At 68.3% G+C, this 13104-nt stretch carries 14 protein-coding genes; 2 read left to right on the forward strand and 12 right to left on the reverse strand.

Going from position 1 to position 13104, the window contains the following annotated elements; genetic code table 11:
• The first annotated feature begins 36 nt into the window (after nt 1-36).
• Entirely contained in the window at nt 37-1344 is a 1308-nt protein-coding gene (locus tag ASF53_RS20105; protein ID WP_056202812.1) for a Gfo/Idh/MocA family protein, read from the forward strand.
• 161 nt (nt 1345-1505) lie between these two features.
• Here the strand turns inward: ASF53_RS20105 and ASF53_RS26365 are convergent, their stop codons facing one another.
• The 12 genes from ASF53_RS26365 to coxB all read right to left on the reverse strand — a co-directional run bounded on the left by ASF53_RS26365 (nt 1506) and on the right by coxB (nt 11954).
• Entirely contained in the window at nt 1506-1652 is a 147-nt protein-coding gene (locus ASF53_RS26365; RefSeq protein ID WP_200943283.1) for a hypothetical protein, read from the reverse strand.
• Nucleotides 1653-1732: 80 nt separating this feature from the next.
• Nucleotides 1733-3028, reverse strand: a complete 1296-nt coding sequence (locus ASF53_RS20110) for a M16 family metallopeptidase (RefSeq protein ID WP_056202815.1) — start codon at nt 3026-3028, stop codon at nt 1733-1735.
• Nucleotides 3029-3214: 186 nt separating this feature from the next.
• Complete coding sequence (thrC, locus tag ASF53_RS20115; protein ID WP_056202818.1) at nt 3215-4627, reverse strand: threonine synthase; 1413 nt, start codon at nt 4625-4627, stop codon at nt 3215-3217.
• A gap of 85 nt (nt 4628-4712) precedes the next feature.
• The gene (locus tag ASF53_RS20120; protein WP_056202821.1) at nt 4713-5126 is read right to left on the reverse strand and encodes a DUF4864 domain-containing protein; all 414 of its coding nucleotides are present in this window, start codon (nt 5124-5126) and stop codon (nt 4713-4715) included.
• A 95-nt stretch (nt 5127-5221) separates the two neighbouring features.
• Nucleotides 5222-5992, reverse strand: a complete 771-nt coding sequence (locus tag ASF53_RS20125) for an SURF1 family protein (protein ID WP_056202825.1) — start codon at nt 5990-5992, stop codon at nt 5222-5224.
• Nucleotides 5992-6366 carry a DUF983 domain-containing protein gene (locus ASF53_RS20130; RefSeq protein ID WP_004446931.1) on the reverse strand — a complete coding sequence of 125 codons (375 nt, stop codon included), beginning with the start codon at nt 6364-6366 and terminating at the stop codon, nt 5992-5994. Before ASF53_RS20130 ends, ASF53_RS20125 begins: the two co-directional genes overlap by 1 nt.
• Before the next feature lie 126 nt (nt 6367-6492).
• A complete protein-coding gene (locus tag ASF53_RS20135; RefSeq protein ID WP_004446930.1) occupies nt 6493-7350 on the reverse strand; it encodes a cytochrome c oxidase subunit 3 in 858 nt (285 codons plus the stop codon).
• 145 nt (nt 7351-7495) lie between these two features.
• On the reverse strand, nt 7496-8104 hold the full coding sequence (locus tag ASF53_RS20140) for a cytochrome c oxidase assembly protein (RefSeq protein WP_056202827.1): 609 nt from the start codon (nt 8102-8104) through the stop codon (nt 7496-7498).
• A gap of 12 nt (nt 8105-8116) precedes the next feature.
• Nucleotides 8117-8281, reverse strand: a complete 165-nt coding sequence (locus ASF53_RS26370; RefSeq protein ID WP_056202830.1) for a cytochrome c oxidase system small membrane protein — start codon at nt 8279-8281, stop codon at nt 8117-8119.
• An 8-nt stretch (nt 8282-8289) separates the two neighbouring features.
• Nucleotides 8290-9243, reverse strand: a complete 954-nt coding sequence (locus tag ASF53_RS20150; RefSeq protein WP_056202832.1) for a heme o synthase — start codon at nt 9241-9243, stop codon at nt 8290-8292.
• Nucleotides 9244-9408: 165 nt separating this feature from the next.
• Nucleotides 9409-11037, reverse strand: a complete 1629-nt coding sequence (ctaD, locus tag ASF53_RS20155) for a cytochrome c oxidase subunit I (protein ID WP_056202835.1) — start codon at nt 11035-11037, stop codon at nt 9409-9411.
• A 77-nt stretch (nt 11038-11114) separates the two neighbouring features.
• Nucleotides 11115-11954: a cytochrome c oxidase subunit II gene (coxB, locus tag ASF53_RS20160; protein ID WP_056202838.1), complete on the reverse strand. Its 840-nt coding sequence runs from the start codon at nt 11952-11954 to the stop codon at nt 11115-11117.
• Nucleotides 11955-12209: 255 nt separating this feature from the next.
• Here coxB and fdhD point away from each other — a divergent pair, with 255 nt between their 5' ends.
• The gene (fdhD, locus tag ASF53_RS20165) at nt 12210-13085 is read left to right on the forward strand and encodes a formate dehydrogenase accessory sulfurtransferase FdhD (RefSeq protein ID WP_056202841.1); all 876 of its coding nucleotides are present in this window, start codon (nt 12210-12212) and stop codon (nt 13083-13085) included.
• Nucleotides 13086-13104: the final 19 nt, after the last annotated feature.

Genomic DNA, 13104 nt, shown 5'->3' on the forward strand with positions numbered 1-13104 from the left:
CGCAAGGCACGTGATCAGCAAGGCCGGAATCCTGTCATGAGCGACGACCCCCACCTGTCCCGGCGCCTCCTTCTCGCGGGCGGCGCCGGCCTCACCGGCGCGGCCCTCGGCCTCGGCGGGGGCGCGCGGGCCGCCTCCGGTGCACCGGCACGCTCGGTGCCGGCCGATACCGGCGCGGTTCAGGGCGACCGGATCGTCTTCCCGAACTGGCGCGATTCCGGCGACGCGCCACCCCCGCCGCCGCCCGCGCCGATGCCGCCCTCCGAGCGGGTCGGCTTCGCCATCGTCGGGCTCGGGCGCCTGAGCCTGGAGGAAATCCTCCCGGCCTTCGGCGAGGCGAAGAAGGCGAAGGTCGTCGCGCTGATGTCGGGCTCGCCCGAGAAGGCGCGGCTCACGGCGGCGCAGTACGGCATCCCGGCCGAGGCGATCTACGGCTACGACCAGTGGGACCGGCTCAAGGCCAACCCCGCGGTCAAGGCGGTCTACATCGTCACGCCGAACGGCCTGCACCGGGACAACGTGCTGGCCGCCGCGAGCGCGGGCAAGCACGTGCTGTGCGAGAAGCCGATGGCGAACACGTCGGCCGAGGCGCAGGAGATGGTCGAGGCCTGCCACAAAGCCGGCGTCAAACTGATGATCGCCTATCGCTGCCAGTACGAGCCGTTCAACCGCGAGGTGGTGCGGCTCGCCCGCTCCGGGGAGTTCGGGCGCGTGAAGATGGTGGAGGCGTTCAACGGCCAGACCACGGCGCTGCCCGAGCAGTGGCGCCTGCGCAAGGCGCTCGCAGGCGGCGGGGCGCTGCCCGATATCGGCCTCTACTGCCTCAACGGGGTGCGGGCGCTGCTCGGCGAGGAGCCGGTCTCGATCCAGGCGCAGATCGTCACGCCCGAGAACGATCCGCGCTTCAAGGAGGTCGAGGAGAGCGTCGCCTTCACGCTCCGTTTCCCCTCCGGGGTGATCGCGCAATGCGGCACCAGCTACGGCGTCCACGAGAGCCGGTCGCTCCGGGTCCACACGACGGGCGGCTCGCTCGATCTGGCAAACGCCTTCGCCTATCGCGGCCAGCGCCTCACCATCGCCCACCGCGAGGGCAGCCACGTCCAGCGCGACGAGCCGGTGCTGACGCACAAGAACCAGTTCGCGCTCGAACTCGACCACATGGCCGCGTGCATCCTGGCCGATCGCCGCCCCCGCACCCCCGGCGAGGAGGGCTTGCAGGATATGATCCTGATGGAGGCGATCTACGCCGCCGCCCGCTCCGGCCAGCCCGTCACGGTCGGCCCGCTCGCGGGAACGGGGCAGGGGACCGATGCGACGCGGGGTCCGGCGCTGGAGGAGAAGTAACGCCGCGTCCGGTCTGTCGCTTCGGGGATAAGACGTCCCGAGGCGGCAGCGCCTGGAGCATCGTCCCGAAAGGTGGCTGCCGGCTTTCGGAAAAAGATGATGCAAAAACAAATGGCGAGAGCATCGTCCTGGATCCGATATCCAGGACGATGCTCTCGCGTTCAATCGCCCCAGCGCACGAACAGCCCGATGGCGATGATGACGAGGATGGCGAGCAGCCACGCCTCGCCCACGGTCAGCGCATAGGCGAGCAGGCCGAAAAAGCCGAGGGCGATGCCGAGCATGGTCGCGACGGCGACGGGGTTCATGGCGGGTGGTTTTTATCGCTGGGATCGGGGCCCGGCGCCTTTGGAGCGCCGGACTTCATAACGACCGAGATAAGGCGGTATCAGGCCGCCTGAAGGGCCGACGCGACGCGTGCGAGCGACGGCAAACCCTTCACCGGGCCGATCGCGGCGAGCGTCGGGGCGCCGCGCAGCAGGGCACGGCCGGCCGCGCGCACATGCTCGACCTCGACCGCATCGACCTTGGCGATCAGCTCCTGCGGCGGGATCACCCGACCCCAGGCGAGAAGCTGGCGGGCGTTGCGCTCGATGCGCCCGCCCGGCGTTTCCAGGGCGGTGAGCAGGGACACCTTGAGCTGGGCCTTGGCCCGGGCGAGTTCGGCCGCGTCGAGCCGCTCCGCCGCCTCGCGGGTGGTGGCGATGGTGACATCGACGAGTTCGGCCAGATCCGCGCCCGAGGTGCCGGCACCAATGCCGAATAGGCCGCAATCGTTGAAGGGCCAGTGGAAGGCCTGGATGTCGTAGGCGAGCCCGCGGGTCTCGCGCACCTCGTGCCAGAGCCGCGAAGTGAGGCCGCCGCCGAGCACCTGGGAGAACAGGTGGAGCGCGTAATAGCCATCGTCGCGGAAGGAGAGACCGGGCAGGCCAAGCACCAGGTTGGCCTGTTCGAGCCGCTTCTGCATCCGCCGCTCGCCGCCGCCGTAGACGCCGGCCACGGCCGGGGGCGCCGCCACGGGCTTCAGGGCGCCGAAATGGCGCTCGGCCGCCTCGACGATCTCGGCATGCTCCACCGCCCCGGCGGCGGCGAGCACCATGCGCTCGGGCACGTATTCGCGGGCGATATAGGCTTCGATCGCGGCGCGGTCGAAGCTCTGGATCGTCTCGGGCCGGCCCAGGATCGGCCGGCCGATCGGCTGATCGGGGAAGGCCGTCTCGATGAAGGCGTCATAGACGACGTCGTCGGGCGTATCCTCGACCGCCGCATATTCCTGAAGGATCACGCCCTTCTCGCGGGCGAGTTCGCCCGCCTCGAAAACGGAGCGGGTGAGGATGTCGCCGAGCACGTCGAGGGCCACACCCGCATCCTCGCCGAGCACCCGCGCGGTGTAGCTCGTGCTCTCGGTGCTCGTGGCCGCATTGATCTCGCCGCCGACATTCTCGATGTCCTCGGCGATCTTCCGGGCCGAGCGCGTCGCCGTGCCCTTGAACGCCATGTGCTCGATCATGTGGCTGAGCCCGTGCTCGTCCGGCCGTTCGTGCCGCGAGCCCGCCCCGACCCAGACGCCGAGCGTGGCGGTGGCAACACCGGGGATCGTCTCGGTGGCGACGGTCAGGCCGTTATCGAGCCGGCTGACGGTGAGGCCGGGCGAGGCGCCGAAGGTCGAGAAATGCTGGTTCATGCAAACTCCGATCGATCCCTGCGTGATGCGGAGATCGTCTCCGCTCGGATGCCGCGCAGGCTCGATGGGATCGCCCCGGCCCTGACGGTCCGGAACGGCCCCGTTGCGTATCAATGTCGCTCACGCAACTCCCGTTGCACTGCCACCGCCGGAACGGTCAGCAACCGGAAGCTGAGTGACGCGGTCTCAAGCGCCGCGCGTGATGCGGGCGTGGTCCGTGATGTAGCGCTCGATCACGGCCTGATCGTTGGCGAGGTTCGCCACCGTCTCGGGCCGGGTCATCAGTTCGGCGAGGTGGGGCGGCAGAACCGGGCGCCCGCCGCCGGTCGCCTGCGAGACCGCATCCGGGAATTTGGCGGGGTGCGCGGTGGCCAGCGCCACGACCGGGGTGGCCGGATCCTTCTCCAGCAGCCGGCGGCCGGCGCGCACGCCGATGGCGCTATGCGGATCGAGCACGAGGCCGGTCCGGCGGTAGGTGCCGGCGATCTCCTCCACCACGTCCGGCTCCCGCACGGCGGTCGCGTCGAACTCGTCGCGCACGGTTGCCAGCACCTCGGGGCTCAGCGAGAACCCGCCCGACTGCTTCAGACCGGCCATCAGGCGGCCGAGCGCGGAGGCATCACGGCCCAAAGCCTCGAACAGCAGCCGCTCGAAGTTCGAGGAGATCTGGATGTCCATAGAGGGCGAGGTCGTCGGCTGCACGCCGCGCGGCTCGTAGCTGCCGTGCTCCAGGGCGCGGGCCAGGATGTCGTTGGCGTTGGTGCCGATCATCAGCCGCTCGATCGGCAGGCCCATCCGCTTGGCGACCCAGCCGGCGAGGATGTCGCCGAAGTTGCCGGTCGGCACCGCGAAGGACACCTTTCGGTGCGGGGCGCCGAGCGCCACGGCGCTGGTGAAGTAGTAGACGGTCTGCGCGGCGACGCGGGCCCAGTTGATCGAGTTGACGCCCGAGAGCTTCACCGTGTCGGCGAAGTCGCCGTGCTGGAACATCGCCTTCACGATGTTCTGGCAATCGTCAAAATTGCCGTCGATGGCGAGGGCGTGGACGTTCGGCGCGTTCACCGTCGTCATCTGCCGGCGCTGCACCTCCGAGACGCGGCCGTGCGGAAACAGGATGAACACGTCGACCTGATCGAGCCCCTTGAAGGCCTCGACCGCGGCACTGCCCGTATCGCCCGAAGTCGCGCCGACGATGGTGGCGCGGCCACCCTTCTGGCGCAGCACGTAATCCATCAGCCGCCCGAGGAGCTGCATCGCCACGTCCTTGAACGCGAGCGTCGGCCCGTGAAACAGCTCCATCAGGAACAGGTTGTCGTCGATCTGGGTGAGCGGGCAGATCGCCGGATGGCGGAAGGTGGCGTAGGCCGCCTCGATCATTTCATCGAGCGCGTCGTCCGGAATCTCGCCGTCGATGAGCGGGCGCAGCACGCGCTTGGCCACCTCGGCGTAGCGCATGCCGGCAAAGCCCGCGATCTCGGCACGGCTGATCTGCGGCCAGCTCTCGGGCACGTAGAGACCGCCGTCGCGGGCGAGGCCGGCGAGCAGCGCATCGGAAAAGCTCAAGGGCGCAGCGGCGCCGCGGGTCGAGACGTGCAGCAAAGATGCCTCCGGGAAGGCGCTCCCTCTACACGATCGATTCGGCCGTGTCGAAGCGGGGCCGGATCGGTTTCTCACATCTGCAGCGTCAAACCTTCTCGCCCGGCGCCTTCTTCAAGTGACAGCCGGTGATGCGCCACTGGCCGTCGGCCTGACGCTGGAGCGTGTAGAGCGCGACCCAATCGATGCCGGCCTCGTCCTGAAGGCTCAGGCCTTGGGCCAGTTCGTCCTCGCCGGTCGTCTCGGTCGCCTCGAAGCGGTAGCTGCGCGGGCGCAGGACCGGGGCGTAGCCCTTCGCGACCATGGCGATGAAGGTTTCGGCCGAGGGAAACAGGTTGCGGACCTGCGGCGCGGCCTCGGCATAGGCCGCCGCGGCGTCGCTTCGGCGGAAGGCCTCGATCTGCCGCTCGATGGTGGCACGCGCCGCATCGCGGGCCGCATCGTCGGCCCGGACCGCGGCCGATGTCAGAAAAACCAATAGAAAGACGGCGACGGCACGCATCGGGAGCCCTCCGCATCTCTTTTCGCGAGTCTTAGCCGCGAGGGTCTGGTTGTCCCCGCAGGCTCACGATCGGAGCAACATGCGGGCCAACGCCGTCAACCGGCCTTCGGGTCCGCCGGATCGTACAAGCGCTTCCACGCGAACACCGAAAAGACGCCGATCAGGCAGGCGGCGATGCCGAACCATGTGAAGGCGTATTGCAGGTGGTTGTTCGGCAGATCGACGCGGAGCTGTCCGCCGCGGGGCCAGCCGCCGGGATTCGGCGTCGCGTCGGCCTCGATCAGGTAGGGGGCGACATTCGTGAGATGGCGGGCGGCGCTGATGCCGGGGATGTCGCGGGTGAACCATGCATCACGCTTCGGATCGGATTCCGGCACGAACAGCGTGCGGGTCTCGCTCGCGCGCAGCATGCCGGTCACCGTCGCCGCGCCCGCGACCTGACCGGCGGCGCGGTCCTCCGGGCGCTTCAACTCGGTCGGCACGAAGCCGCGGTTGATCAGGATGGTCGTCCCGTCGTCGCGCTGGAGCGGGGTGATGACATAGAAGCCCTGGAGCGCCCGGCCGGGCTCGCCCGGTGCCAACCCATGCACCAGGGTCTCCTTGTCGTGCAGGAAGGTGCCGCGCGTCTGCACCCGGCTGAACTCGTCGGCCTTCGCGTCCCATTCCCCGAAGGGGGGAGGGTCGGCCGGCGGCTCGGCCTGCGAGCGCTCGACGATGCGGGCGATCAGCGCCTCCTTCTCGCTCTTGCGGGCCAACTGCCAGGTCCCGAGACCGAGCAGGATCGCGAGGCAGACCAGGGCCGCGAGGCCCGGCGCCCACAGGCTGCGCAGGCGCGCGCTTCGCTCGGTCGAGGACAAGGCGGCCACTAGCGGAAGCGCCCCTGCGCGGCCTTGTTGGCGAATTGGACGGCGGCGAGCAGCCCCTTCAGCGGGCGCACCAGAGCCAAGCTCAGGCCGATGGCGAGGCTGCCGGCGACGAGGGCGTGGACCCAGACCGGCGGCTCGTAGGTGATCTCCATCCACAGGGCCATGCCGACGACGACGAAGCCGGTGATCGACATCACGAAGAAGGCCGGCCCGTCCGCGGAATCGAAGGCGGAGAAGTCCTGGCCGCAGACCTCGCAGGCCGGTTTGACGGCGAGGAAGCCCTTGAACAGGTGGCCCTCGCCGCAGGCGGGGCAGCGCCCCCGCAGGCCCGTCGCGATCGGGGAGGGGGGCGGATTCGTAGCGGTTCGGCTCAAGGGATGCTCCTCGCTGTCCGCCGGTATGGTGCAACGGACGGCACGCCGCACGTGAAAAAGGGCGGCTCGCGCCGCCCTTCAGGGTTGCCGCCCGAGCAGGGCGGCGGAGGCTGTCGGCTCGACCCGTTAGTGGGCCGCACCGCCGGCGCCCGCGCCCCAGACGTAGATGGCGGCGAACAGGAACAGCCACACCACGTCGACGAAGTGCCAGTACCAAGCGGCGAACTCGAAGCCGAGATGCTGCTTCGGGGTGAAGTCACCCTGGTAGGTGCGCAGCAGGCAGACGGCGAGGAAGATCGTGCCGATGATGACGTGGGCGCCGTGGAAGCCCGTCGCCATGAAGAAGGTCGCCGAGTAGATCGAGCCCGAGAAGCCGAAATGGGCGTGGGCGTACTCGTAGGCCTGGCAGGCGGTGAACAGCACACCGAGGATGATGGTCAGCCACAGGCCGTATTTCAGGCCCTTGCGGTCGCCATGCAGCAGGGCGTGGTGAGCCCAGGTCACGGTGGTGCCCGAGGTGAGCAGGATCAGGGTGTTGAGGAGCGGCAGGTGCCAGGGGTCGAACGCCTCGATGCCCTTCGGCGGCCACATGCCGCCGGTGAACTCGACACGCTGGGGCTGGATCGGGTCGGCGGTGTAGAGCGCGGCCTCGAAATAGGCCCAGAACCACGCCACGAAAAACATCACCTCGGAGGCGATGAACATGATCATGCCGTAGCGGTGGTGAAGCTGGACGACGCGGGTGTGGTCGCCGGAATTGGCCTCGTGCGTGACGTCGCGCCACCACGACAGCATCGTGTAGAGCACGCCGAGTGTGCCGGCGCCGAACACGTAGGGGCCGATGGCGAGGCCGCCCGCGGAGAGACCCTTCATCCAGAAGACGGCGCCGAACGCCATCAGGAACCCGGAGAACGCGCCCAGCAGCGGCCACGGGCTCGGGTTGATGATGTGGTAATCGTGGTTCTTGGCGTGCGCCCCGGCCATCGCAATGGTTCTCCCTCAGCCCTTGCCCGTCACCGCCTGACGGCCGGGCCCTGTTGCCTTGGAGGTCCGGCGGGACCGGACCTCGGTTGAAAACCCTCTACTGCGGCGGTCGCGCCATTGTCACGCTTGGCCGCCGCTTCGCCCCTCAAAAGTTGCGGGTGGCGGCGGGTTTGGCCGCCTCCGCCACCGGCGCACCGTTCTTCGAAGGGTAGTAGGTGTAGGACAGCGTCATCTCCGAGAGATCGCCGATATCCGGATCCTTGCGCAGGGCCGGATCGACGTAGAACACCAGCGGGAATTCCGCCGACTCGCCGGGCTGCAACGTGTGCTCGTCGAAGCAGAAGCACTGCACCTTGACGAAGTAGCTGCCCATCAGGTCGGGCTGCACGTTGAACACGGCGATGCCGGCCGCGGGTGCCGGGCCGGTATTCGTCACCTTGAAGAACACCGTCGCCGTCTGGCCGGGCACGGCCTCGACCCGCGACTGCTCCGGCTGGAAGCGCCAGGACAGGTTCTTCGAGACGTTGGTATCGAAGCGCACCGAGACCGGAGCCAGGGCCTCGCCGGTCGGAGCGGAGGGCGCGGCGCCGACGAGGGGCGTGCCGTTGAAGCCGGTCGCCTTGCAGAACATCGAATAGAGCGGCGCCGAGACGGCCGCGAGGCCGCCCATGCCGAGCACGACGCCCGCACAGGCGAGCACGGTCCAGCGCGTGCCGCGGGCCGCCTGTTTCTGCCTCTCGCCCATATTCGTCATCGGGTCACGCCTTCAGAGCGGCCGTTGCAGGATCTGCGGACCGAGCTTGGCAATCGTCAGCACGAAGAACAACAGCACCAGGGCGCCCAAAGTCAGGGCGATGGCGACCGAGCGCTTGCGGCGGGTCTTGGCCTCCTCCGGGGTCAGCGGACGGATCCCTTCGGGGAGATCGGACATGGCGGGCCTCACGCTGCGACCGCGCGGAACAATCCAAGTCCCTGCTCGGCGAGCAGCGCCGAGAAGAGCAGGAACAGGTAGAGGATCGAGAAGGCGAACAGGCCCATCGCCGCCTTGCGCTCGGGCTCGCCCTCACGCAGCCGGTAGACCTGGACCGCGCCGGCCAGCATGCCGAGGCCGCCGAGCACGCCGACGACGGCGTAGAGCCAGCCGCCGAAGCCGAGCCAGACCGGCACGAGGGCGAGCGGTGCGAGGACCAGGGAGTACCCAACGATCTGGCGGCGGGTGGAATCCGGGCCGGCGACGTTCGGCATCATCGGGATGCCGGCACGGGCGTATTCACCGCTCTTCACCAGCGCCAGCGCCCAGAAATGCGGCGGCGTCCAGATGAAGATGATCGCGAACAGGACCAGCGACTCGATGCCGACATGGCCGGTCACCGCCGCCTGGCCCACCACCGGGGGGAGGGCGCCGGCGGCACCGCCGATGACGATGTTCTGCGCGGTCGCCCGCTTCAGCCACATCGAGTAGATCACGGCGTAGAACACGATGGTGAAGGCGAGCAGCCCCGCGGCGAGCCAGTTCGAGGCCAGCCCGAGGATCAGCACCGAGCCGACCGACAGGACGATGCCGAAGGCCAGCGCCTCGTCGGGGCGGATGCGCCCGTCCGGGATCGGACGCTTGGCGGTGCGGGTCATCAGCGCGTCGATGTCTGCGTCCCACCACATGTTGAGGCAACCCGAGGCGCCGGCGCCCACGGCGATCATCAGCAGCGAGATCGCCGCGATCACCGGGTTTACGGTGGCATCCGAGACCACCATGCCGACGAGCGCGGTGAAGATGACGAGCACCATCACCCGCGGCTTCAGCAGGGCGAAGAAGTCGGAGACCTCGCCGCCGGCAGCGGGGGAGAACGACGCGGGGCCGGTGCCGGCGCTCAGGCTGTTCGACAGGCTCGTCATGGAAACCGTGCTCTGACGCTTGTTCTGATGTGTTCAAAGGTCTTCGGATCGCGCCGTTCGTGGCGCCGCCCTTTTCGGGAGGCCTCGCCCAAGGGGTGGGAGGCCTCCGGGAAAGAGCGAGGACCGCCGGGGCGGTCCTCGCGATCTTCGGTTTTCGTCCCGCCCTTAGTGGGCCGGCTCGTCGACGATCTTGGGGAGCGTCTCGAACTGGTGGAAGGGCGGGGGCGAGGAGAGGGTCCATTCCAGGGTGGTGGCACCCTCGCCCCACGGATTGTCCGCAGCACGGGTCTTGGAGCGGAAGGCCAGCACGATGCCGATCACGAAGACGATCATGCTGAGGGCGAAGACGTGACCGCCCAGGGTCGCGACCTTGTGCCAGCCGGCGAAGGCCTCCGGATAGTCGGCGTAGCGACGCGGCATACCGGCCAGACCCAGGAAGTGCATCGGGAAGAACAGGACGTTCGCGCCGATGAAGGCCAGCCAGAAGTGCAGCTTGCCGGCCCATTCCGGGATGACGTGGCCGGTCATTTTCGGGAACCAGTAGTAGATACCGGCGAAGATGATGAACACGGCGCCGAGCGAGAGCACGTAGTGGAAGTGCGCCACGACGTAGTAGGTGTCGTGCAGGTACTTATCGACCGAGGAGTTCGCGAGCACGACGCCGGTGACGCCGCCGACCGTGAACAGGAAGATGAAGCCCACTGCCCAGTGCATCGCCGCGGTGAAGCGGATCGAACCGCCCCACATCGTCGCGATCCAGGAGAAGATCTTCACGCCCGTGGGCACCGCGATCACCATGGTCGCGAAGACGAAGTAGGACTGCGTCTGGAGCGACAGGCCGACGGTGTACATGTGGTGGGCCCACACGACGAAGCCGACGACGCCGATGGCGACCATGGCGTAGGCCATGGCGAGGTAGCCGAAGACGGGCTTGCGCGAGAAGGTGGCGATGATGTGCGAGACGATGCCGAAGGCCGGCAGGATCATCACGTACACTTCGGGGTGGCCGAAGAACCAGAACAGGTGCTGGTAGAGCACCGGATCGCCGCCGCCCTCGGGGGCGAAGAAGGTGGTGCCGAAGTTACGGTCGGTGAGCAGCATCGTGATCGCACCGGCGAGAACCGGGAGCGACAGGAGCAGCAGGAAGGCGGTGACGAGTTCGGCCCAGGCGAAGAGCGGCATCTTGTGCAGCGTCATGCCGGGGGCGCGCATGTTGAGGATGGTGGTGATGAAGTTGATCGCGCCCAGGATCGAGCCCGCACCGGCGAGGTGGAGCGAGAAGATCGCGAAATCGACCGCCGGGCCGGGATGGCCGGCCGAGGAGGAGAGCGGCGGGTAGACGGTCCAGCCGGTGCCCGCGCCGGTCGCGCCGGGCGAACCCTCGACGAACAGCGAGCAGAGGAGGCAGGCGAAGCCCGACACCGTCAGCCAGAACGAGACGTTGTTCATCCGCGGGAAGGCCATGTCCGGCGCGCCGATCATCAGCGGGACGAACCAGTTGCCGAAGCCGCCGATGAGGGCGGGCATCACCATGAAGAACACCATGATGAGGCCGTGGCCGGTGACGAACACGTTGTAGGTCGCCGGGTTGGAGAAGTACTGGAGCCCCGGCTCCTCCATCTCCATGCGGATGCCGAAGGACAGGAACGCACCGATGATGCCCGCCATGAAGGCGAAGATCAGGTAGAGCGTGCCGATGTCCTTGTGGTTCGTCGAGAGGAACCAGCGGGAGAAGAAGGAGGGCTTATGGTCGTGGCGGGCGTCATGCCCGGCATGTGCTGTGGCGGTGGCCATCGATCCTTGCCTTAATCAGATGTCTGTCGCCTCTGGCGAAGGGAGATCCGGCCGGCGCGTGCCGGCCCGGAGAAGCGTCAGCGGGCGTCCGCGAGGCGCGCGCCGTTGTCGATCGCGGCGTACTTGGTCTTCGCCTCGGTCAGCCAGTCGGCGTAGGCCTGCTCGCTGACCACGCGCACGGTGATCGGCATGTAGGCGTGACGGGCGCCGCACAGCTCGGAGCACTGGCCGTGATAGGTGCCCTCGCGGTCGGCCTTGAACCACCACTGGTTCAGGCGTCCGGGGATCGCGTCGATCTTGCCGCCGAAGGAGGGGATCGCCCAGGAGTGGATGACGTCGTCGGAGGTGACTTGCACCTTCACGACCTTGCCGACGGGGATGACCATGTCGTTGTCGGTCGCGAGCAGCTTCGGCTGCTGCTCCTCATCGACGTTCGCGTCGAAGGTGAAGCCGCCCTTGTCGCCCTCGGCCGGGTAGACGTAGGACCAATACCACGCATGGCCGACGACCTTGACCACGAGGTCGGCCTTCGGGTCCGAGAGCTGCGTGCGCAGGGTGCGGAACGAGGGGATCGCCACCGCCACGAGGATCAGGACCGGGATGATGGTCCAGGCCACCTCGATCGCCGTGTTGTGCGTGGTGCGCGACGGCGTCGGGTTCGTCTTCTCGTTGAACTTGAAGATGCAGTAGAGAATGAGAACGAGAACGAAGACCGAGATCGCGAAGGCGATCCAGTGCAGCCCGTGCTCGAAGTTGAGGAGGTCAGCGGCCTCGGCCGTGACCGGTATCTGACGGCTCATCTGCCACGGCTCGGGCTGACCGATACCGGCCGCGAGAGCGGAGGAGGACGAACCGAGGAGAGCGCCGAACGCGGCGAGCCCCCACGATAACCGATGTTGCGCCTGCGTCGTCCGCATGTCCCCGCTTGGCTCCCCTGGTGCCTATGGTTTGTTTGCCCTTGAATTTGCCGACGAGCGTCGCAAATCCCAGAACTGCCCGATCGTATCGCGGGCCTTGCCGGTTCCGGCGTGACCGTGTCGCTGCCGGATGGGCGGTTGCGACGTAGAACCATACTGATCAAAAAACCGCAACCACAACAGCGCCCCCAAGCGTCGCTTGGACGCGGTATCAGGGTTGCGCAGCGGGCAATTTGGCTGCCTCTGGGGATACGGATGCAGGACGTCGGCGCAAAACCTGAGCAAGAAGCCGGAGATGACTTCGGCGCGGGCGGTCCCGCGACGTCGGTCAAGGTCGGAACACTCGTCGTTGCCTATGACGCGCCCGAGGCGCGGCCCGACTCCCGGGCGCTGGCCGTCGAGATGCCGGTCAACGTCGTCTACGGCACCGTCCCCTACGCGGTGATGATGCTGACCCCGGCCGATCTCGAAGATTTCGCCTACGGTTTCAGCCTCACCGAGGGCGTGATCGAGACGCCCGACGAGATCCGCGGCGTCACCGTGGAGCCCGGTGAGGGCGGGCTGAGGCTGCTGGTCGATCTCGCTCCGGGGCGGCTTCGCGAGCACCTCGCCCGCAAGCGCGCGATCAGCGGGCGCACCGGCTGCGGCGTCTGCGGCATCGAGGATCTCGCCGCCCTGCCGATTGCCCGGACCCGCTCCGGCAAGGGCCCGCAGGTGACGCTGGCGGCGATCCAGACGGCGCTGACCGCCCTCTCGGACCGTCAGAGACTGAACCGGGAGACGCGCGCGGTCCACGCGGCCGGATGGGCCGGCCTCGACGGTTCGCTACTGGCGGTGCGCGAGGATGTCGGCCGCCACAATGCTCTGGATAAGTGCATCGGCGCACTGCTGCGCCAGGGCGTGCGGGCGGACGAGGGTTTTCTCGTCATCACCAGCCGCTGCTCCTTCGAGATGGCGGAGAAGGCCGCAAGCCTCGGCGCCTCGGTGCTGGTGGCGATCTCCGCCCCGACCTCGCTCGCGATCGAGCGGGCGCGCTGCCACGACATGACGCTCTGCGCCATCGCCCGCTCGGACACCCTGACCGTATTCTCGGGGCGCGAGCGGCTGATCCTGGCCGGGGAGGGCGGCTGAGCCGCGCCATCCCGGACGA

The sequence above is a fragment of the Methylobacterium sp. Leaf123 genome (assembly GCF_001423405.1).
GTDB lineage: Bacteria > Pseudomonadota > Alphaproteobacteria > Rhizobiales > Beijerinckiaceae > Methylobacterium.